Origin of the sequence: Burkholderia sp. AU45274, from assembly GCF_030482505.1 — a bacterium.
Lineage (GTDB): Bacteria > Pseudomonadota > Gammaproteobacteria > Burkholderiales > Burkholderiaceae > Burkholderia.
The window spans coordinates 1,549,499-1,569,244 of sequence record NZ_JAUJQE010000001.1; the positions used below are offsets into that span (position 1 = coordinate 1,549,499).

The 19,746-nt window shown below is 66.5% G+C and carries 18 protein-coding genes; 12 read left to right on the plus strand and 6 right to left on the minus strand.

Annotated elements, in window-relative coordinates:
- The first annotated feature begins 46 nt into the window (after nucleotides 1-46).
- Nucleotides 47-991 carry an aromatic amino acid DMT transporter YddG gene (yddG, locus tag QZM35_RS06920; protein ID WP_144025219.1) on the plus strand — a complete coding sequence of 315 codons (945 nt, stop codon included), beginning with the start codon at nucleotides 47-49 and terminating at the stop codon, nucleotides 989-991.
- Nucleotides 992-1,064: 73 nt separating this feature from the next.
- Here yddG and QZM35_RS06925 read toward each other — a convergent pair whose 3' ends face one another.
- Together QZM35_RS06925 and QZM35_RS06930 are read right to left on the minus strand one after the other, a co-directional pair.
- Nucleotides 1,065-1,694 carry a LysE family translocator gene (locus QZM35_RS06925; protein ID WP_089433317.1) on the minus strand — a complete coding sequence of 210 codons (630 nt, stop codon included), beginning with the start codon at nucleotides 1,692-1,694 and terminating at the stop codon, nucleotides 1,065-1,067.
- 123 nt (nucleotides 1,695-1,817) lie between these two features.
- A complete protein-coding gene (locus tag QZM35_RS06930) occupies nucleotides 1,818-2,714 on the minus strand; it encodes a LysR family transcriptional regulator (RefSeq protein WP_301775643.1) in 897 nt (298 codons plus the stop codon).
- A 321-nt stretch (nucleotides 2,715-3,035) separates the two neighbouring features.
- Here QZM35_RS06930 and QZM35_RS06935 point away from each other — a divergent pair, with 321 nt between their 5' ends.
- Nucleotides 3,036-3,938: a sulfite exporter TauE/SafE family protein gene (locus tag QZM35_RS06935; protein WP_301775644.1), complete on the plus strand. Its 903-nt coding sequence runs from the start codon at nucleotides 3,036-3,038 to the stop codon at nucleotides 3,936-3,938.
- Between the two features lie 315 nt (nucleotides 3,939-4,253).
- On the opposite strand, the gene QZM35_RS06940 is transcribed toward QZM35_RS06935, so the two are convergent.
- Nucleotides 4,254-5,204 carry a LysR substrate-binding domain-containing protein gene (locus QZM35_RS06940; protein ID WP_174972512.1) on the minus strand — a complete coding sequence of 317 codons (951 nt, stop codon included), beginning with the start codon at nucleotides 5,202-5,204 and terminating at the stop codon, nucleotides 4,254-4,256.
- Nucleotides 5,205-5,313: 109 nt separating this feature from the next.
- Between QZM35_RS06940 and QZM35_RS06945 the strand changes: the two genes are divergently transcribed.
- From QZM35_RS06945 to QZM35_RS06960, 4 genes are all read left to right on the plus strand, one after another.
- Complete coding sequence (locus QZM35_RS06945; protein ID WP_301775645.1) at nucleotides 5,314-6,639, plus strand: D-serine ammonia-lyase; 1,326 nt, start codon at nucleotides 5,314-5,316, stop codon at nucleotides 6,637-6,639.
- A gap of 210 nt (nucleotides 6,640-6,849) precedes the next feature.
- Nucleotides 6,850-7,002 (plus strand): hypothetical protein, encoded by a 153-nt coding sequence (locus QZM35_RS06950; RefSeq protein ID WP_301775646.1) that lies wholly within the window; start codon nucleotides 6,850-6,852, stop codon nucleotides 7,000-7,002.
- Between the two features lie 825 nt (nucleotides 7,003-7,827).
- Nucleotides 7,828-8,082, plus strand: a complete 255-nt coding sequence (locus tag QZM35_RS06955) for a hypothetical protein (RefSeq protein ID WP_027791787.1) — start codon at nucleotides 7,828-7,830, stop codon at nucleotides 8,080-8,082.
- Nucleotides 8,083-8,352: 270 nt separating this feature from the next.
- Complete coding sequence (locus QZM35_RS06960; protein ID WP_089432805.1) at nucleotides 8,353-8,652, plus strand: DUF4148 domain-containing protein; 300 nt, start codon at nucleotides 8,353-8,355, stop codon at nucleotides 8,650-8,652.
- A 110-nt stretch (nucleotides 8,653-8,762) separates the two neighbouring features.
- Here the strand turns inward: QZM35_RS06960 and QZM35_RS06965 are convergent, their stop codons facing one another.
- The 3 genes from QZM35_RS06965 to QZM35_RS06975 form a co-directional block, all read right to left on the minus strand.
- Nucleotides 8,763-10,553: a sensor domain-containing diguanylate cyclase gene (locus tag QZM35_RS06965; RefSeq protein WP_089432806.1), complete on the minus strand. Its 1,791-nt coding sequence runs from the start codon at nucleotides 10,551-10,553 to the stop codon at nucleotides 8,763-8,765.
- A complete protein-coding gene (locus QZM35_RS06970) occupies nucleotides 10,550-11,683 on the minus strand; it encodes a PotD/PotF family extracellular solute-binding protein (RefSeq protein WP_301775647.1) in 1,134 nt (377 codons plus the stop codon). The genes QZM35_RS06965 and QZM35_RS06970 overlap by 4 nt, the downstream gene beginning before the upstream one ends.
- A gap of 161 nt (nucleotides 11,684-11,844) precedes the next feature.
- On the minus strand, nucleotides 11,845-12,567 hold the full coding sequence (locus tag QZM35_RS06975) for a FadR/GntR family transcriptional regulator (protein ID WP_089429080.1): 723 nt from the start codon (nucleotides 12,565-12,567) through the stop codon (nucleotides 11,845-11,847).
- Nucleotides 12,568-12,837: 270 nt separating this feature from the next.
- Here QZM35_RS06975 and uxuA point away from each other — a divergent pair, with 270 nt between their 5' ends.
- The 6 genes from uxuA (at nucleotide 12,838) to QZM35_RS07005 (ending at nucleotide 19,731) form a co-directional block, all read left to right on the plus strand.
- The gene (uxuA, locus tag QZM35_RS06980) at nucleotides 12,838-13,902 is read left to right on the plus strand and encodes a mannonate dehydratase (RefSeq protein ID WP_179255087.1); all 1,065 of its coding nucleotides are present in this window, start codon (nucleotides 12,838-12,840) and stop codon (nucleotides 13,900-13,902) included.
- A gap of 71 nt (nucleotides 13,903-13,973) precedes the next feature.
- A complete protein-coding gene (locus tag QZM35_RS06985; RefSeq protein ID WP_089427329.1) occupies nucleotides 13,974-15,284 on the plus strand; it encodes an MFS transporter in 1,311 nt (436 codons plus the stop codon).
- Nucleotides 15,285-15,413: 129 nt separating this feature from the next.
- A complete protein-coding gene (locus QZM35_RS06990; protein WP_301775648.1) occupies nucleotides 15,414-16,847 on the plus strand; it encodes a PLP-dependent aminotransferase family protein in 1,434 nt (477 codons plus the stop codon).
- A 92-nt stretch (nucleotides 16,848-16,939) separates the two neighbouring features.
- Nucleotides 16,940-17,335, plus strand: coding sequence for a hypothetical protein (locus QZM35_RS06995; RefSeq protein WP_301775649.1), 396 nt, complete (start codon nucleotides 16,940-16,942; stop codon nucleotides 17,333-17,335).
- A 201-nt stretch (nucleotides 17,336-17,536) separates the two neighbouring features.
- Nucleotides 17,537-19,321: a nitrite/sulfite reductase gene (locus QZM35_RS07000; RefSeq protein ID WP_301775650.1), complete on the plus strand. Its 1,785-nt coding sequence runs from the start codon at nucleotides 17,537-17,539 to the stop codon at nucleotides 19,319-19,321.
- On the plus strand, nucleotides 19,318-19,731 hold the full coding sequence (locus tag QZM35_RS07005; RefSeq protein ID WP_301775651.1) for a DUF934 domain-containing protein: 414 nt from the start codon (nucleotides 19,318-19,320) through the stop codon (nucleotides 19,729-19,731). Before QZM35_RS07000 ends, QZM35_RS07005 begins: the two co-directional genes overlap by 4 nt.
- Nucleotides 19,732-19,746 lie beyond the last annotated feature (15 nt).

The window sequence follows — 19,746 nt, forward strand, 5'->3', positions numbered from 1 at the left end:
CCGAATCATCTGAACTCGAATTTAAATGTTGAAACAGGCAGGAAGCATGAAGCGCAAGAACAAGGCCACGCTCGCCGGGCTCGGTGCGGTGTTGTTGTGGGCCTCCGTGGTCGCCCTCGTTCGCGGCGTGAGTGAAAGCCTCGGCGCGACCGGCGGCGCCGCGATGATCTATACGGTCGCATCCGCGCTTCTGCTGTTGACGATCGGCTTCCCCGATCTCAGCAAATTCCCGAAAAAATATCTGCTCTGGGGCGGGCTGCTGTTCGTCGCGTACGAGCTGTGCCTGTCGCTGTCGATCGGCTATGCCAGCAACGGCCAGCAGGCGATCGAAGTCGCGATGGTCAACTATCTGTGGCCGAGCTTCACGCTGGTCGCGGCGATCGTGTTCAACAAGCAGCGCGCCAACCTGCTGGTCGTGCCCGGCGTCCTGCTGTCGATGCTCGGGATCTGCCGGGTGCTCGGCGGCGACCAGGGGCTCGACCCGGCCGGCATGCTGCACAACGTCGCGGACAATCCGCTGAGCTACGGCCTCGCGTTCTTCGGCGCGCTGATCTGGGCCGGCTATTGCACGGTGACGGCACGCCTCGCCGACGGCAAGAACGGCGTCACGCCTTTCTTCATGCTGGTGGCGCTGGCGCTCTGGATCAAGTTCGCGATCGAAGGCGGCGGCGGCATGACGTTCAGCCTGCATGCGGTCATCTACATCGTGCTGGCGGCATCGGCGCTGGGGTTCGGCTATGCGGCCTGGAACACCGGCATCATGTACGGCAACGTGACCGTCATCGTCGGCGCGTCGTACTTCACGCCGGTGCTCGCCGCGCTGCTCGCCGCGACGCTGCTGCATGCGCCGCTGTCGATCGAATTCTGGCAAGGTGCATTGATGGTGTGCGGCGGGTCGATCCTGTGCTGGCTCGCGACGCGCAGCCGGCGCCATGAAAAAGCCGCACCTGTCCCGGTCGGCAACGAAGCGCAGGGCAACTGCCAGGGCTGACGATGCCGGGCGCTTGCGTTGAGATGCCGCCTGAAAGCCCCACGGCGATCCTGCATACCGCCAACCGTTCGCGCTAGCGCGACTCCAGTGCGATACGCACGGCCAGCCCGGCCAGCACCGTACCCATCAACCAGCGCTGGGCCGACGCCCAGACCGGCCGCCCCGCCAGAAAGCCCGCGATGCCGCCTGCCATGCAGGCAATCAGCGCATTCACGCTGACGCTCACCGCGATCTGCACGCAGCCGAGCGCCAGCGATTGCACGAGCACGCTGCCGTGCCCCGGCGAAATGAACTGCGGCAGGAGCGACAGATACATCACCGCGATCTTCGGATTCGCGAGGTTCGTGACGAAGCCCATCGTGAACAGCCTGGCACGGCTGTCGTGCGGCAGTTGCCTGACCTGGAACGCCGAGCGACCGCCCGGCCTCAACGCCTGCCAGGCGAGGTACGCCAGATAAAGCGCACCGGCGAAACGCAACGCGTCGTACGCATACGGCACGGCCATCACGAGCGCGGTGATGCCGAACGCCGCGCACACCATGTAGAACACGAACCCCAGCGCGACGCCGCCGAGCGACACCAGCCCGGCACGGCGGCCCTGGCAGATCGAGCGTGACACCAGGTAGATCATGTTCGGCCCGGGTGTCAGCACCATGCCGAGCGACACGAGTCCGAAAGCAAGCAAGGTGGGCAAGGCCGGCACGGCAATCTCCTTCGGGACGAAGCGGTCAGGGGCGAGTTCGAACAATGTATTGCATCTCGACTGTCATCGGCTTGAATAAACTTCAAGACGCCCATGAGCGCTGTTCATCGCCGAAGCCGCTCGTCACCGGGCCTTTCTCGCACGCGTGTTGACCGCCTTCGCCGCCTTCGCGCGTTGCGCGTCGACGAGCCGCACGAATTCCTCTGCGACCGCGTTGCCGGCCGTATTCCACGACAACCGCACCGAGCGATGCAGCCTGGGCGACAGTTCCAGCACGCGGCCGCCGAATTGCGTGTACGTAAGCGTGATGCGCGGCACGATCGACACGCCCATGCCGGCCTCCGCCATCGACAGGATGGTGCGCATCTCGACCACGTTGAACGCGGCCCGCAGCGGCACCCCGCCGCGCGCGAAGTAATCCGCGATCACCGGCCCGCATCCTGCCTTCGAGAAGATGAACGGTGCCGTGGACAACTGCTTCGCCGACACGCTCTTGCGGCCGGCGAACATGCCGTCGGCCGCCACCGCGACAAAATCCTCGTCGAGCAGTGCCAGAGTGTGTGCGAACGTCTTCGTGCCGGCCACCACGCCGACATCGGCCGTACCGTCGTCGATCCACCCTTCCACTTCGCTGTCCGTGCCTTCGAGCAGCACCGCCGACACGCCCTGGTGCATGTCCTTCAACGCCTCGAGCGCGGGCACGACGAACGCCAGCGACACGCTCGGCAGCGACGCGACCACCAGCTTCCCTTCGAGCTTGCCGCGTGACAGGCTGAACTGCTGGCGCAACAGCTGCGCTTCCCGCACCACATTCTGCACGTACGGCCACAGGCGTTCGCCCGCCGCCGTCAGGACGACCGGCTGCCGGTCGCGCCACAGCAGCTTGACCTCCGTAAGGTCTTCCAGCTCGGTCAATGCATGACTGATCGCGGATTGACTGCGGCTCAACCGATCGGCCGCGGCCGTGAGCGACCCGAGTTCGACCACGGCCGCCAGGGCCTGCAACTGGGCCAGCGTCATCGACGCCTCCTCGTTCAAAGATATGAATCGGGCACATGAAATTACCAACCATCATGAATTATATTGAACAGCGGGAATGATCACGTCGAAGCGCCCCGTGACGCGCCACAGTCCGTGCCGAATGTCCTTCGCGACGCTCAGGTAAGATGCACCGTCGAACCGCCCATCGATTGCCCGCGGCCCCGGCCGCACAACGGCGCGACGCCACGCGATCGACTTCCGGTTCAAGCCAATCCAGAACACACGCGTGCCAGACACACGCGACCGCCACGTGCGCCATCGACAGCGCTCGCTGCCGGATATGCCGCGACATGCCATTCCATGATGCATTTCAATCTGACTGAAGGGGTGCTGGTCTCCAGCCTGCAGGGGCTCAGCGCGTTCGAGCTGGCCGGCATCGCCATCGCGCTATTGCTGGGCGGCATGGCCAAGGGGATCACGGGCATCGGCGTGCCGCTGATCGCGATGCCGATACTCAGCCAGTTCCTGCCGATCCGGCATGCGGTGCTGCTGCTGTCGATGCCGATCATCCTCGGCAACATCCCGCAGGCGCTGGAAGGCGGCCAGCTGCTGGCGACGGCACGCAAGATCGCCGCGCCGATCGCGGGCACCGTGATCGGCAATATCGTCGGCGTGGCGATCCTGCTGTCGCTCAATCCGGGCCACGCGCAGGCGGCGTCCGGCGCACTGCTGATCGTGGCCGCGGCGCTGATGCTCGCCGCGCCGAAACTCAACCTGCCGGAAGCATGGCAGAAGCCCGTCGGCTTCGCACTCGGCTTCGGTGCGGCGCTGATGGAAAGCATCGCGTCGGTTCCCGGCCCGCTGCTCGCCACCTATCTGATTTCGTCCGGTGCAACCGGACGCGTCTTCACGAAGCAGATCGCGATCATCCTCGTGGTGTCGATCGTCACGCTGATCACGACGTTCAGCGGCGCCGCGCACGCGAGCGGCGCCGACCTCGCGATCTCGGCCGCAGCCAGCCTGCCGGCGATTGCCGGCATGTGGCTCGTTCGCCCGCTGCGGGACAAGATGTCGCCCCGCCTCTTCAGGATGGTCGTGCTGCTGTTCGTGCTCGTCGCGGCATCGCAGATGATCTGGAAATCGGGTGTATTCCGGCACGGTGGATCGCACGTTACCCAGATGAACCACGCGCGCACGGGCAAGAACCAGGAGATGGCGCAAAGCCATCGATCGCGCATGCGTTCTGAAAGCTGCGAAGCGTAGTATTCGCGGACCCGGCGTATCGCCCCGCCCGACGGGTCGAACGATACGTCACCGATGTTGCTGCTCGCTCGCTGATGCCCGCATCGGCGCTGCCACGCTTTCAGAGACATGACATGGAAACCTACGTATTGCTCGGCTGCGGATTGGGCCTTGGCCTGTTGATCGCCGTCTGGGGCATCTGGCAACTCAAGTAACGCTTGCCCGCACCGTCCACATGCAAGCCATCCGTATGGAGACGAACGGGAAACTGTAGTTTGCATCCGCATTCGTCACCCGACTACTTCGCACTCCGATTCAGCTATCCGACAGCGTCGGCTACCCGCGTTTGCTTCCGTTCGAAAGCAAACGTGAACGCGCGGCATCGAAGCGCGTGCACTCGGCCTTGAGCCAATCCGAAAACACCTCGGTACGCGGATCGTCGGGATGGCGTGACAACAGCATGTAGCGCGCCGGCGCACGCACGTGCTTGCCGAAGACATCCACGAGCCGCCCGCTCGCGATCTCGTCATGCACGAGCGCGGCGCGCCCCATCGCGACACCCTGATGGTTCAGCGCGGCCGTGATCGCCAGGCTGGAGAAGTTGAACTGCGGGCCGTCAAGATCGACCGCCCACGCCGGACGGACTGCCTCCAGCCACGTGCGCCACTCCACGAACTCGGGCGCGCCGCCCCACGGCGCGGCGTCGTGCAGCAGGACGACGCCGTCCAGCGACTCTCCACGGGCAAAGGCCGGATGCTGCGCCAGATACGCCGGTGTGGCGACCGGAAACAGGATTTCGTCGAGGATGGCCTCGGCATGCAGCCGATCGTATTGCACCGGGTCATAGCGCACCGCCACATCGATGTCGTCGGTCTCCATGGCCTGGCGATCCAGCACCTGAAACTCGGCCTTCACGCGAACCGGCACGTTCGGCTGCTGCCGATGAAATTCGGACAGGCGCGGCATCAGCCACTGCAGCGCAAGCGACGGCAGGCAGCTGACCTGCAGCGGGGCATCCGACGTGCCAAGCGCCTGAAGCGTGCGGTTGATGTCGACGAACGCGCTCGACATCGTCCCGAGCAGGATTGCGCCCTTCTCGGTCAGCTTCAGTCCGCGCGCCTGGCGCACGAACAGCGGATAGCCGAGCCGGTCCTCCAGGTTCCGGATCTGCTGGCTCACGGCGCTTTGCGTCAGGTTGAACGCCTGTGCCGTCTTCGTGAAGCTCAGCAACCGGCCGGCGGTTTCAAAGCAGAGCAACGCACCCAGGGTCGAACCGTCGAGTCGCATAGGTATCAGTCAGGCTAATGGATCCATTAGAAATCGGCGCTTTCGCGCAGGCGTCCCGGATCGTAGCATTCCGGCCACCCCTCACGTTTATCCAGCGCAAGACCGATCCATGACCCTCACGCTCCTGCCCGACGATCTATTAGCTCAACTGCAATCCCGCCATCCGCTACTGTGGCTGAATCCCCATGCCGGCAGTCCGTTGCCGCACGACGCGCCGGGGCTCGGCGCCATTGCAATGGCCGAAGCGCGGCTGGCGCGCTGCGAACCGCTGATGGCCGAGCTGTTTCCCGAACTCGCGGCAAGCGCGGGAAAAATCGAATCGCCGCTGATGCCGGCAGACGACCTGCCGCGCAGGCTGTCGCTCCCGGCAGACGCACACGGCGCCTGGTTCATCAAGCGCGACGACGCGTTGCCGATCGCCGGTTCGATCAAGGCGCGCGGCGGCTTTCATGAAGTGCTCGCGCTCGCGGAGTCGATCGCGATCGAACACGGGTTGCTCGACCCCGCGGGCGACCGGCGGATCCTCGCATCGGCCGCCGCACGCGAACGGTTCGCCGCGCACACCGTCATCGTCGGCAGCACCGGCAATCTCGGCCTGAGCATCGGCGTGATGGCCGCCGCGCTGGGGTTCGAATCGGTCGTGCACATGTCGACCGACGCGAAACCGTGGAAGAAGGCGCGCCTGAGAAAGCGTGGCGTTCGCGTGATCGAACATGACGGCGACTATGCGCAAGCCGTCGCGGCCGGACGCGCGCAGGCACACGATCAGCCACGCAGCCACTTCGTCGACGACGAAGGCTCGCTGATGCTGTTCCTCGGCTACGCGGCCAGCGCCCGGCATCTCGCCGCGCAGCTCGCCGACGCGGGCCGCCGCGTGGACGCGACGCATCCGCTCTTCGTTCATATCCCGTGCGGGGTCGGCGGCGCACCGGGCGGCATCGCGTATGGCCTCAAGGCGCTGTTCGGCGAGCACGTGCATTGCTTCTTTGCCGAACCCGTCGCGTCGCCATGCATGCTGGTCCAGCTGGCCGCCGGCCCCGGGAAGCCCGTGTCCGTCTACGACGTGGGGCTCGACAACCGGACCGAGGCCGACGGCCTGGCCGTCGCGCAGGCATCGCACCTCGTCAGCCCGCTGATGGCGTCGCTGCTGTCCGGCGTGTTCACCGTCAGCGACGCGCAGCTCTACGCGCAGTTGCTCGCGGTTCAGCGCGCGACGGGCGTGGAACTCGAACCGTCGGCCGCCGCGGCCGTCAGTGGCCCCGGCTGGCTGACGGCGTCCCCGGCCGGCCGCGACTACGTGCATCGCCGCGCGATCGACCTGCGCCGGTCGACGCACGTCATCTGGGCGACGGGCGGCTCGCTCGTGCCGCCGGAAGAGCACCGACGCTTCCAGTCGCATGCGAAAGCGCTCGCCGGTGTCGCAACCAACACGTGACGCTTCGGGGCAAGCGTTCAGCCCCGCTCCCGAAGACGCGTTAGACTGTCCCGATGGAACAATGCCGTTATTGCCAGAGAATCCGCGATGAATGGGATTGCCACGGTGACATCGGCCTTTCCGGCTTGCGGCGTATGTCTGTTCGTTCCGTGATTTTCCGACTTTGGACAATCACAGGACAAACCGCATGGCAACCTGCTTCGATCGGCAATGGCTCAGGTGTCGTTAGCCGACCTCAATGCAGCGATGATCGCAGAGTGGCGCGATGACAGACTGAAAACCATATGCGGCGGCTCGCTCCTGCGCGAGTTCTCCGTACTCAAAAACACGATCAAGGCCGATCCGATTGGGGAATCGAACTGACGAGCGATCCTCTAGCGAACGTTCGCAGACCGCGCGAGACAGGCAAGCGCGAACGCATCGTGACGCCAGAAGAAGAACAACAGCTTTACGAAGGGTGCGTCACGTCCCGCAATCAGCTTCTCTTATCGGTGGGACTTCCGGCCAGTTCTAACCGGATCACAAAAATTGATTAACCCCATGGATGTTTACGGACACCATGGGGTTAATCAATAACGTATTACATGCCAACGGTCATAGTAAGTCCCCCGAAATCCTCCACGGCTCAGGGGCATTATTATGATCACTGCGCGATCAGTTCAGCATCAGCGTGAACGTGAATGCTTCTTGACCAGAAACTTTCGGCCGCGCTTTGAGGTGCGCAAGTGGCTCGACACCTCGATATCGCGGCCGATCTTCGGTGCAGTCAAACGCTCGATTGCCTTCTTCCGCGCTTTCCGCCTCTGCTCTGCCATCTCGGTAATGCTCTTGAGTCTTCTCATAATGAGAGTTTCCTGCTTGAGTTAAAAATACCCCATATAGGGGATGCTGCCTGAATCGATGAACTGACATGGCCCCGATATTGTTCAGAGACACCGGTCATTTGTACAGATCGGAATGTATGAAGAATCACAGCGTGTTGTAAGGAAGTTACGTTTTGTCTCCAGCGTCTTGCAATTGCTCGCTCGTCGATCCGCGCCCGGGAGCGGTGTATGTCCGTCTTCACCCATTTATGTACAATGGTCTGTCACGGAACGCACACATACACCGCTGAAAGCATTTCACCTCCGCGCCAAGCCATTGATTTTATTGATTTTGCGAAGGTTGAAGTGCCTAAGTAAGCTCCCGATGGAACAATGCCGTTATTGCCAGAGAATCCGCGATGAATGGGATTGCCACGGTGACGAATGCCGCCGGGCAATCGCCAAGGCGCTGCGCCGGCAGCGCGCGGGCCTGCCCATGGTGCCCGATCGCATCCGCAACGAACTGCCGTCCGGCGCGCCGACCCAGCAGGTGATCGCCGTGCTGTCGCGCCAGCGCCTGCGCGCGCGCCGCGGCAACGAGGAACGCCGGGAGCGCAAGGAAATCGACGACGACGTCTGATCCGCCAGCGTCGCAGTGCGTCCCCCTCTCCGCCCGCGCCTTCGCCGCCGCGCGCCCGTCCGTGCGTGCGCGCGCATCCGCCGCCCGTTCCCTTGCAAATCCGGCAACGTCGATTAGGGACGGAAGGTATTTATCTCGAAATTATTGCCCCGGCTGCAACGATCTTTCGCCGAAACTCACGTTTACCCTAGGTCGACCGACGCCTACGATGTAATCAACCGCTTACGACATGGTGTCGAACGCGGAAAGCCAAAAACATCGGAGGTCATCATGAAATCGCTCGTTTCCGCAGTCGTTGCCGCTGCCGCCCTGTCCGCCTCGTTCGGCGCCTTCGCCCAAAGCACCGTGACCCGCGCTCAAGTGCGCAATGAACTGGTCCAACTCGAAAGCGCCGGCTACAAGCCGAGCCAGTCGAGCCCGTATTACCCGGCCGACATCCAGGCCGCGCAAGCCCGCGTGCAAGGTGCCGACAACAGCGGCTACGGTGCGCAACCGGCCGCGACCGTCCAGGGTGGCGCACCGGCCGTCAAGGCGCAAAACCCGCGCGACTCGGTCTACTTCGGCCACTGAGCAAGCCTGCCGCCGCGCGCCTTCGCGCGCAGTCCGCAAACGCCACGAGCCCGTCTTGCGACGGGCTCGTGGCGTTTGCAACGCGTGGATCAGCGACCGGCCGCAACCGGTCACCGGCCGCCGCCCGACGCGACCCGGCCGGCCGCTTCGTCCGTCCCGCTGCCGGCGCCACTCCCGTTGCCGACCAGTTCCTGATAGCGCACGAACGCGCGCTGCGCGGACGCCTTCGCCGCATACATCGCCGCATCGGCCTTGACGAGCAGTTCCTCGGCCGACGCACCGTCGGCCGGAAACTCGCTGACGCCGATACTCGCGCCCACGGCCACCCGCCGGTCGCCGAACTCCAGTTCCTCGTCCATCACGCGCTGGATGCGCGACGCGACGTCGCCGATCACCGCCGGTGAGCGCACGTCCGTGATCAGCACGATGAATTCGTCGCCGCCGAGCCGCGCGACCATGTCGCCGCCACGCAGCACGAGGCTCAGCCGCTTGGCGACCGCGACGAGCGTGCGGTCGCCGGCCGAGTGGCCGTGCTGGTCGTTGATCTGCTTGAAGCGGTCGAGGTCGACGAACATCACGGCCAGCCCTTCGTGCAGCGCGGCCGCACGCCGGATCGCGGCATCGAGATGCTCCATGAACAGCAGGCGATTCGGCAGTTCGGTCAGCGCATCGTGTCCGGCGAGGTGCGTGAGCTCCAGCTGCTTCGCGCGCAACATCGCGACCTGCGTGCGGATCTCGACGCGCATGCTGTCGAAACAGCGCGCGAGCACGCCGATCTCGTCGGCACGCCCGACCGGCAACTGCTCGGTGGCCGGATCGTCGAACACGTGCGTCGCGGCGCGCGCGAGCGTCTGCAGCGGCCGCGTGATCGCACGTGCGAACAGGATCGCGAGGATCACCGCCATCAAGCTCGACACCAGCACCATCCGGACGATCCGCTCGCCAAGCATGCCCGCTGGCGACAACACATCCGCCAGCGGGCGCCCCATCCCGAGCACGACGAAGCGGTTGCCCTCGTCGTGCCCGAACGGCGTGCGCACGAACGCGAACATCTGGCCCGGCGCCGCGGCGGGGTCGGCCAGGCCATTGAGGGTAACGTTTGCGCGCGCACTGTCGAACAGCGCACGCGTGACGGCGAAGCGGTCCTGCATCAGCACGCGCCGGCCGCGATCGAAGCCGAACGTCTGCGTCGGATCGGGATGCACGAGGAAATCGCCCCACTCGTTCGCGAGGTACACCGTGTAGTCTTCCGGCAGATCGCGCTCGAGCCGGTCGAACACGCGCGACAGCTCGACGTCGACGACGAGCGCCCCCACCGTCTGGCCCGACGCGTCGACGACCGGCGTGCCCACGCGCAGGATCGGCAGCCCTTCGGCCGCGTGCGCCCCCGTCTCGTGGTTGATCACGATCGGCGACAGGTAGATATGACCGGGCGCCGTGGCCAGCGTATCGAATACGTAGGAAAACTGTCCTTTCTCCTGCAACGCACTGTCCGGCAGGACGACGATGCCATGCGCATCGCGATCGACACGGATGCGTTCGAGGCCGAAATCCCCGCGCGCGATCAGGCGGACCTGCAGGTACTCCGGGTGATTTCTCATGAAGCTGTAGAACACCTGCTCGAGCCGCGCGCGTGGCGCGCCATCCCGGTTGTCGCCGCTCGAGACCCGTGCACACGACGGCAACTGTGCGAGCACGAGCGCATCGTCCGAGACGTCGGACAGCGCCGTGGTGAAGCGCTGCCCGAGCAGTTGCGTCGACATCAGCAGGCTGTGCTGCGCTTCCTGCACGAGCATCGTGCGGTTCGCGCGATACGCGTAATAGCCGGTCGTGCCGGACGCGATCACGCCGATGCAGGCGAACAGCACCGACAGTTTCGACGTGAGCCCGAGCCGGATCATTTTCCGAAACGCTCCGGCCGGTCGCCCGACACGATGCGGCTCCACAGCGATTCGCGCCGCGCGATGTCCTCGACGGGCTGGAGCCAGACGAGATGCTGGTGCCCGGTGTCGAGTCCCGGCGGCGACGCGAGCGTGTTCGCGAGGCCCTGGCGTTCGGTCAGCAGCGCGCCGATCGCCGGTTCGAGCATGTAATTGATCCACGCGAACGCGAGCTCCGGATGTTGTGCGCCGCGCGTGACAGCCCAGCAGTCGAGCCACGCGAGCGCGCCTTCATCCGGGATCACGTAGCCGACGTCCGCGCCGGCCCGTCGCAGCAGTTCGACCTGTTGCGTGCCGTAGTTGCCGAACATCAGCGCCGCGCGATGCTGGACGAACAACGCGGTCGCCTCTTCAGGAAGCGTGTAGTACGTCAGCAGGTTGCGGCGCAGGTCGATCAGCTTGTGCGCGACGGCGAGCGTCTGCGCGGGCGACAGGCGAAACGGATCGGGATAGCCGAGCGCCAGCGCCGTGAACGAAAAATTGTGCTGCGCGCTGTTGAAGTCGAGCACCTTGCCGCGATAGCGCGGATTCCACATCTCCCGCATCGAGCGCGGCGCGGCCGGCACCTGCTTGCGGTCGTAGATCAGCCCCATCGACGAATACGTGAACGGAATCGCATACGGGGCGCCTGCTTCAACGAGCCCGTCGATCGCCGCGAGTTGCTGGAAGTTCGGCAACTGCCGCCGCCGGTTCGGGATGCGCGGCAGGTCGATCGGCGCGAGCAGGCGTTCGTGCGCATAGCGCTGGATCTCGGCCGTATTCGCGGCCAGCACGTCGTACGGCGGTGGCGCCGCGCTGTGCATGCGCGTCCACAGTGCTTCGTCGGAGTCGACGAACGTGACTTCGACGCGGACGTGAAATTGCGCCTCGAACGCACTGACGACATCGTCGTCCGCATAGCCGGGCCATGCGAGCACACGCAGCACGTTGTCGTTGACGGTTTCGGGAGACGCGGCGAACGCGGGGGGAAGCACGGAGGCCAGTAAGCCCGCCGTCAAAATGACAAGCAGCCGGCGCACGGCGAACCGTACGCATGTACGTCCGCCGATTCCCCTGATCAATTGGACCCCGTGTGAATCGCCCGGCTGCATTCGACTGTCCTTTTTTGAGTCGATGCGATATCCCGCAACAAGACCATAAAACCTACGGTCATGCAATCGGAAGAAGCCGTACAACGGGGCCGCGCGCGCCAACCCTCACCGCCGTATGACGGTAACGTTACGCCGGCCTGTTTCCTCTGACGGAACGCGCGTCAGCGCCACGCCTGCGTGAATTCCGCGATCACGCGCGACAGGTGTGCACGCATCGCGTCGCGTGCCGCCGTTGCGTCGCGCGCCATGATCGCCGCGAAGATCCGCTGGTGATCTTCCTGCGACGCCTCGCGCAGCGCGGTCGAGTGAAAATGCTCCTCGATCTTGTCCCACAGCGGATCGCTGCGCGCGCAGTCCCACATCGCGGTGACCATGTGCAGCAGCACCGTGTTGCCGGTCGATTCCGCGATACGCAGGTGGAACTGGCGATCGGCCGCGTCGTACGCGACCTTGTCGTCCATCTGCTCGCGCATCGTCGTCAGCGAGAAGAACAGCCGGTCGAGATCCGCGTCCTTGCGTTCGGTCGCCGCGAGCGCCGCGACTTCCGCCTCGATCAGCCCGCGGGCGCGCAGCGTCTCGATCGGCCCCGGGCCGCGCGGCACCTCGAACGTCACCGGCCGCGCGGCGTCGGCCGCCGATACGTAGATGCCCGAACCGATCCGCACCTCGACGATCCCCTGCACCTCGAGCGCGATGATCGCCTCGCGCACCTGCGTGCGGCTCACGCCGAACTGGTCGGCCAGGCTGCGCTCGGACGGCAGCCGCGCGCCGGCCTCGAACGCACCGGCGGCCACCATCGCGTGAATCTGCCGCGCAAGGCCGATATAGGAGCGGTCCGCGGCATCGGTATCGCGGCTGGCGGGCAGGCTGGAAAGATCGGTCATCGAAAGGCTCGCAACAGGCTGGCCGGCGCCGTCGCGGCACCGGATCGCCAAAATGGTACACCAATTTCGGGCCGCCTCCGATTCGGCGGGGTGGCCGGCGCGACGCATGCCTTTCCTGCGATGCGCTGACACCCCGATTCCACCTCGACAACTGGTAAACCACTATCCCGCACAATTGGCATACCAATCATAATCCGCACACCGGAGACGGGGCCGGCACGCTGCCGCCCGTTCGTCCGATGCCACAACCGCCAGCCAGGAGCCGCGCCAGTGAAGATGTCTTTCCGTTGGTATGGCGAGTCCGATCCGGTCTCGCTGCAATACATCCGCCAGATCCCGGGCGTCACGCATATCGTGTCCGCGATCTACGACGAACCGGTGGGCGCAGTCTGGCCCGCGCACAAGATCGACGCGCTGAAGGCGACGATCGAGCGCGCCGGCCTGCAGTTCGAAGTCGTCGAGTCGGTGCCCGTCCATGAGGACGTCAAGCTCGGCAAGCCGGGCCGCGACCGCCTGATCGACCACTACCGTCAGACGATTCGCCATCTCGGCGCGGCCGGCGTGCGCGTGATCTGCTATAACTTCATGCCCGTGTTCGACTGGACGCGCACCGAGCTGTCGAAGACGCTCGACGACGGCTCGACCTGCCTCGCGTTCAGCACCGATGCGGTCGACCGGATCGATCCGGACGACGGCATCGCGCTGCCGGGCTGGGATTCGAGCTACCGGCCCGAACAGTTGAAGGCGCTGCTCGCCGAGTATCGCGACGTCGACGAAGCCGCGCTGTGGGCGAACCTCGAATACTTCCTGAAGGCGATCATCCCCGTCGCCGAGGAAGCCGGCGTGAAGATGGCAATCCACCCCGACGATCCACCCCGCCCGATCTTCGGGCTGCCGCGCATCGTGAAGAACCGCGATGATCTCGCGCGGATCGTGCGCATCGTCGACACGCCCGCGAACGGGCTGACGCTGTGCTCGGGCTCGCTCGGCGCGGGCCCGCAGAACGATGTCGAGGCGCTCGTGCGCGAATTCGGCGCGATGGGCCGCATCCACTTCGCGCACATCCGCAACGTGAAGGTCGACGCGAACGGCGATTTCGAGGAAACCGCCCACCTGTCGAGCTGCGGCTCGCTCGACATCGCCGCGATCGTGAAGGCGTACCACGACACCGGCTTCACCGGCTACGTGCGCCCCGATCACGGCCGCATGATCTGGGGCGAGACGGGCAAGCCCGGCTACGGCCTCTACGACCGCGCGCTCGGCGCGGTCTACCTGAACGGCCTGTGGGAAGCGCTCGCGAAGTTCGACCGCACGCCGTCGCACGCCACGCGATAACCCGCCCATCGAGGCCGCCGGCGCTGCGGATCGCCGGCGGCCCGTCACGACATTCCGCGCGGAGACACCGCATGCCACGCATCCGATGGGCCATGATCCTCATGTGCTTCCTCGCCAACGTCATCAACTTCATCGACCGCGCGAACCTCGCGATCGCGGCGCCCAGCATCCGCGCCGACCTCGGCCTCGACGCGGTCGGCATGGGGCTCGTGCTGAGCGCATTCTTCTGGACCTACGCGTTCCTGCAACTGCCGGCCGGCTGGTTCATCGACAAGGTCGGCGTGCGCGTGAGCCTCGCGCTCGCGGTCGGCTGGTGGTCGGTGTTCACCGTCGCGACGGGCGCCGCGCGCGGCCTCACGCAGCTCGTCGGCGTGCGGCTGATGCTCGGCGTCGGCGAAGCGGCCGCGATCCCGTCGTTCGCGAAGGTCGCGTTCAACTGGTTCCCGCGCAGCGAACGCGGGCTCGCGAGCAGCATCTTCGACAGCGGCTCGCGCGTCGGCTCCGCGCTGTCGCTGCCGCTCGTCGCGTGGCTGATCTCGATCGTCGGCTGGCGCGGGTCGTTCGTGATCACGGGCGGCATCGGCATCGTGTGGGCACTGGCGTGGTGGTTCGTCTATCGCGATCCGGAACGCTACCGTGCGATCGCGCCCGACGCCGTCGATGCGCTGCTCGCGCAGCGCGGCGCACCGACCGTTGCGGCCGCAACCGACGGCCCGAAGGTGTCGTGGCTCGACCTGTTCCGCTACCGCACCGTGTGGGGCATGATGATCGGGCTGTTCTGCCTGAACTTCGCGATCTACTTCTTCATCACGTGGTTCCCGAGCTACCTGCTGCAGTCGCGCGGCTTCTCGCTCGCGTCGCTCGGCACGTGGGGCATGCTGCCCGCGCTGCTCGCGATTCCCGGCGGCTGGCTCGGCGGCTATGTGTCGGACAGCCTGTTCCGCCGCGGCTGGAGCGCGACCGCCGCGCGCAAGACCTGCCTCGTGCTCGGCATGCTGCTGTCTTCGTCGATCGCGCTGTCGGCCTTCGTCGAGAACGTGTGGGCCTGCCTCGGGTTGTTCGCACTGGCGTATGCGAGCCTGTCGTTTGCAGGCGCCAACGTGTGGACGCTCGTCGGCGAAGTCGCGCCGACGCCCGCGCATGTCGCATCGCTCGGCGGCATCCAGAACTTCGCCGGCAATCTCGCGGGGATCTTCATCACGACGTTCACGGGCGTGATGCTGTCGATCACGAAGGGCTCGTTCGTCGTGCCGCTCGCGGTGGCCGGTGCGTTGTGCGTGGTCGGCGCGCTGTCGTACCTGTTCATCGTCGGCAAGGTCGAGCCGTTGCCGCCGTTGCGCGGCGCCCCGAACCGGCAGAACGTCGAGCCGAACGCGGCCTGACGCAGCCGGAAAGCGCGGCCGCCGCGCCTGCGCTTTCCTTTTCGGGCCGCGCATCGGACAATGAGCCGCGCCCGCCGGCGCGGCGCCACCCCGGCCCGCGCGTGGCGACGACGCGCGCCACCCTCGCCGATGAAACGCTACGAAACCCTCGCCCACACGATCGCCGACGACATCCGCACCGGCAACCTCGCCGTCGGCACGCGCCTGCCGTCGCTGCGGCAGATCATCGCGCAGCACGGCGTGAGCCAGTCGACGGTGTTTCGCGCGTACTACCTGCTCGAACAGTGGGGGCTGATCCGCGCGCGCGAACGCTCGGGCTACTACGTCGCGCCGGGCGCCACGCCGGCGGCAAACCCGGCCGCCAAACGCCAGGCAAGCCGCGCCGGCGTCACCCGCAAGGTCGACATCAGCAGCCTCGTGTTCTCCGTCCTCGACGCGGCGACGCAACCCGGCATCGTGCCGCTCGGCTCCGCGTTCCCGTCGCCGCAACTGTTTCCGCTGCCGCGTCTCGCGAAATCGCTCGCGCAGGCCACGCGGCTCGTCAGCCCGTGGAGCACGGTCGTCGACCTGCCGCCCGGCAACGAGGCGCTGCGCCAGCAGATCGCGCGGCGCTATCTCGCGACCGGCATCTCGCAGCCGATCGACGAGATCGTCGTCACGAACGGCGCGCTCGAAGCGCTGAACCTGTGCCTGATGGCCGTCACGCGGCCCGGCGACGTCGTGGCCGTCGAAGCGCCCGGTTTCTATGCGGCGCTGCAGGCGCTCGAGCGGCTCGACCTGCGTGCGGTCGAGATTCCCGTCGATCCGCGCATGGGCCTCGATCTCGACGCGCTCGCGAACGCGCTCGACCGGCACGACATCCGCGCGTGCTGGTTCATGACCAACTTCCAGAATCCGACCGGCGTCACGCTGTCCGCCGAGAAGAAGCGCGCGCTCGTCGCGTTGCTCGCCGCGCGCGACGTGCCGCTGATTGAGGACGACGTGTACGGCGAGCTGCACTTCGGCCCCGACTATCCGCTGCCCGCGCGCGCGTTCGACCGGCACGGCCTCGTGATGCATTGCAGTTCGTTCTCGAAGACGCTCGCGCCCGGCTACCGGATCGGCTGGGCCGCCGCCGGCCGGTTCGCGGAGAAGGTGCAGCGGCTCAAGCTGATGACGACGCTGTCGGCCAGCATCCCCGCGCAGGTCGGCATCGCGAACTATCTCGAGCACGGCGGCTACGACCGGCACCTGCGCAAGCTGCGCGGCGCGCTGCACACGCAGCTCGACCGGATGGACGACGCGCTGCGGCGCTGGCTGCCGGCCGGCGTCGAATGGGTGCGGCCTGAAGGCGGCTATTTTCTGTGGCTCGCGTTTCCCGACGCGATCGACGCGATGGAGCTGCATCGCCAGGCCATCGCACGCGGGATCAGCTTCGCGCCGGGGCCGCTGTTTTCGGCCGCGCACGGCTTCGAGCGTTGCGTGCGCGTGAACTTCGGCCATCCGTGGAGCCGCGACATCGAGCGTGCGATCCGTGTGCTCGGCGAGCTCGTCGCGCAGCCGTCGGTCCGCAAGGGCGGCTGAATCTCACCCGGGGCGCACCGCCTGCGTCACGGTGATGCGCGCAATCCGCACGCGGGTTACAGTGCTGTTCCCGCCGCCCTTCATGATTTCCGATGAGTCAACTGCCCTACCTCGATCACGACGCGCTGTTGAAACTGACCGCTGAAGCCGCGCACATCACGCAGTCGTGCATCTGCACGAAAACGCCGCTCGCCGGATGGACGACCCTGCCGCTGTCGCTGCAGGACGCGCAACTGACCGAAGTCGCCACGCTCGCGCCGCCCGACGAGACGGAGCCGACCTACGCCGAATATCACCCGGCCGGCACGCGCTACGCGTCGGACGACGCGCCGATCGCGCTGCGCCATTTCCCGTACAACCGCTGCACCGTCAACCGCTGCCGCTCGTGCGGCCGCCTGTTCCTGCGCTATCAGGAAGGCGGCGGCTACTTCATCGACCAGCGCATCCGCGCGCTCGATCCGGCGCTCGTCGTCGACGCCGCCGTTTAAACGCCCGCCACGGGCATGCCCGCACGCATGCCCGGCCCGCGCCGGCGTCACGCCGGCGATCTGCTGCGCCCTTTTCGCCCCCATCTGCTGCTTGTCCCGCCGCACCGCGTTCCCTACGCTGTCTGCGGTTGCCCGACACCCGTCGCAACGTCTGTTCCGAGCCGCGCGCGCCGCGCCACGGCTCCTCTCGCGTATCACGTCATGTATCGATATACCGTTTTCGACCGGGCGCTCGTGCACAGCCGCGCCGCCCAGTTTCGCGATCAGCTCGAACGCTGGCAGCACGGCACGCTGAGCGAAGACGCATTCCGGCCGCTGCGCCTGCAGAACGGCTGGTACGTGCAGCGCCACGCGCCGATGCTGCGCGTGGCCGTCCCGTACGGCGAACTGTCGAGCGCGCAGCTACGCGTGCTCGCGCGGATCGCGCGCGACTACGACGTGCCGGACGACGCCACCTACCGCGCCGCATCCGACGCGCAGGCCTTGCTCGGCACGCTGCGCCTGCCGACCCGCAGCGCGCACTTCACGACGCGCACCAACGTGCAGTTCAACTGGATTCCGCTCGACAAGGCCGCCGACGTGATGGACCTGCTCGCGACCGTCGACATGCACGGCATCCAGACGAGCGGCAACTGCATCCGCAATATCTCGTGCGACGAGCGCGCGGGTGTCGCGCCGGACGAGATCGCCGATCCGCGCCCGTTCGCCGAAGTGATGCGCCAGTGGACCACGCTGCACCCCGAATTCGCGTTCCTGCCGCGCAAGTTCAAGATCGCGATCACCGGCGCGACCGAAGACCGCGCGGCCACCGACTGGCACGACGTCGGGCTGAAGCTCGTGCGCAACGACGCGGGCGAACTCGGCTTTCGCGTGAGCGTCGGCGGCGGGATGAGCCGCACGCCGATGATCGCGACGCTGCTGCGCGCGTTCCTGCCATGGCAGCACGTGATGAACTACATCGAGGCGATCGTCCGCGTGTACAACCGCTACGGACGGCGCGACAACAAGTACAAGGCGCGCATCAAGATCCTCGTGAAGACCGAGGGACAGCGCTATATCGACGACGTCGAGGAAGAGTTCCGCCAGATCGTCGATCACGACGGCGGGCTGCATACGATTCCACAGGTCGAGTTCGACCGCGTCGCCGCATCGTTCGTCCCGCCGCGGCTCAAGCCGCGCACGGTCAGCCTGCGCGACGCGAACCTGCGCCTGTCCGCCCAGGCGGCACGCCATCCGGCCTTCGCGCGCTGGCTCGCACGCAATGTGGCCGACCACCGCGATCCGGCGCTGCGCATCGTCACGCTGTCGTTCAAGCGCCGCCTGCAGGCACCGGGCGACGCGTCGCCGGACCAGCTCGACGCGCTCGCCGATCTCGCCGACCAGTTCTCGGCCGGCGAGGCGCGCGTCACGCACACGCAGAACGTCGTGCTGCCATGGGTGCATGTCGACGACCTGTTCCTGCTGTGGGAAAACGCGCGCGCGATCGGGCTCGCCAGCGCGAACGTCGGACTCCTGACGGACATGATCGCGTGCCCGGGCGGCGACTTCTGCGCGCTCGCGAATGCTCGCTCGATCCCGATCGCCGATGCGATCGCCGAACGCTTCCAGGATCTCGACATGCTGCACGACGTCGGCGACATCGACCTGCACATCAGCGGCTGCATCAACTCGTGCGGCCATCATCACAGCGGCCACCTCGGCATCCTCGGCGTCGACAAGGACGGCGCCGAGTGGTACCAGGTCACGCTCGGCGGCTCGGACGGCTCGACCGCGAGCGGCCCCGCGCGGCCGGGCAAGGTGATCGGCCCGTCGTTTTCGGCGGACGAGATCGTCGATGTCGTCGATGCGATCGTCAACGCGTATCTCGACGCGCGCATCGACGACGACGGCCGCAGCGAGCGATTCATCGACACCGTCCGCCGCATCGGCACGGAACCCTTCAAGGCCGCCGCGAACGACGCGCGCCATCAGGTGGAGCACGCATGACGCACGGAGAGAATTCGACCACACGCATCCGGCTGCTGACACCGGCCGAACACGCCGGCGACACGCAGCAGCACGGCACGGCGACGCTGACGATCGGCAACGACGAGGAACTGCCGCCGCTCGCCGAACACATCGCGCGGGCCGCGCGCATCGACCTCGCGTTTCCGTCGTTCACCGATGGGCGTGCGTACAGCCAGGCGTACCTGCTGCGCAAGCGCTACGGCTTCGCCGGCGACCTGCGCGCGACCGGCGAGGTGCTGGTCGACCAGTTGCTGTTGATGGAACGCACGGGGTTTTCGAGCGCGGTGCTCGGCGACGGCACGGACCTCGCGGCCGCGCGGCGTCAGCTCGACCGGTTCACCGGCTTCTATCAGCACGATGCGCGAACGGCAACGCCCGCCGCAAAATGAAACGGGCGGCCCGCA

What these genes read in the sequence shown, in the direction of transcription:
- yddG (WP_144025219.1), top strand. Translation starts at nt 47, where the DNA reads ATGAAGCGCAAGAACAAGGCCACGCTCGCCGGGCTCGGTGCGGTGTTG.
- QZM35_RS06930 (WP_301775643.1), bottom strand. Translation starts at nt 2,714, where the DNA reads ATGACGCTGGCCCAGTTGCAGGCCCTGGCGGCCGTGGTCGAACTCGGG.
- QZM35_RS06935 (WP_301775644.1), top strand. Translation starts at nt 3,036, where the DNA reads ATGATGCATTTCAATCTGACTGAAGGGGTGCTGGTCTCCAGCCTGCAG.
- QZM35_RS06940 (WP_174972512.1), bottom strand. Translation starts at nt 5,204, where the DNA reads ATGCGACTCGACGGTTCGACCCTGGGTGCGTTGCTCTGCTTTGAAACC.
- QZM35_RS06945 (WP_301775645.1), top strand. Translation starts at nt 5,314, where the DNA reads ATGACCCTCACGCTCCTGCCCGACGATCTATTAGCTCAACTGCAATCC.
- QZM35_RS06950 (WP_301775646.1), top strand. Translation starts at nt 6,850, where the DNA reads ATGGCTCAGGTGTCGTTAGCCGACCTCAATGCAGCGATGATCGCAGAG.
- QZM35_RS06955 (WP_027791787.1), top strand. Translation starts at nt 7,828, where the DNA reads ATGGAACAATGCCGTTATTGCCAGAGAATCCGCGATGAATGGGATTGC.
- QZM35_RS06960 (WP_089432805.1), top strand. Translation starts at nt 8,353, where the DNA reads ATGAAATCGCTCGTTTCCGCAGTCGTTGCCGCTGCCGCCCTGTCCGCC.
- QZM35_RS06965 (WP_089432806.1), bottom strand. Translation starts at nt 10,553, where the DNA reads ATGATCCGGCTCGGGCTCACGTCGAAACTGTCGGTGCTGTTCGCCTGC.
- QZM35_RS06970 (WP_301775647.1), bottom strand. Translation starts at nt 11,683, where the DNA reads ATGCAGCCGGGCGATTCACACGGGGTCCAATTGATCAGGGGAATCGGC.
- QZM35_RS06975 (WP_089429080.1), bottom strand. Translation starts at nt 12,567, where the DNA reads ATGACCGATCTTTCCAGCCTGCCCGCCAGCCGCGATACCGATGCCGCG.
- QZM35_RS06985 (WP_089427329.1), top strand. Translation starts at nt 13,974, where the DNA reads ATGCCACGCATCCGATGGGCCATGATCCTCATGTGCTTCCTCGCCAAC.
- QZM35_RS06990 (WP_301775648.1), top strand. Translation starts at nt 15,414, where the DNA reads ATGAAACGCTACGAAACCCTCGCCCACACGATCGCCGACGACATCCGC.
- QZM35_RS06995 (WP_301775649.1), top strand. Translation starts at nt 16,940, where the DNA reads ATGAGTCAACTGCCCTACCTCGATCACGACGCGCTGTTGAAACTGACC.
- QZM35_RS07000 (WP_301775650.1), top strand. Translation starts at nt 17,537, where the DNA reads ATGTATCGATATACCGTTTTCGACCGGGCGCTCGTGCACAGCCGCGCC.
- QZM35_RS07005 (WP_301775651.1), top strand. Translation starts at nt 19,318, where the DNA reads ATGACGCACGGAGAGAATTCGACCACACGCATCCGGCTGCTGACACCG.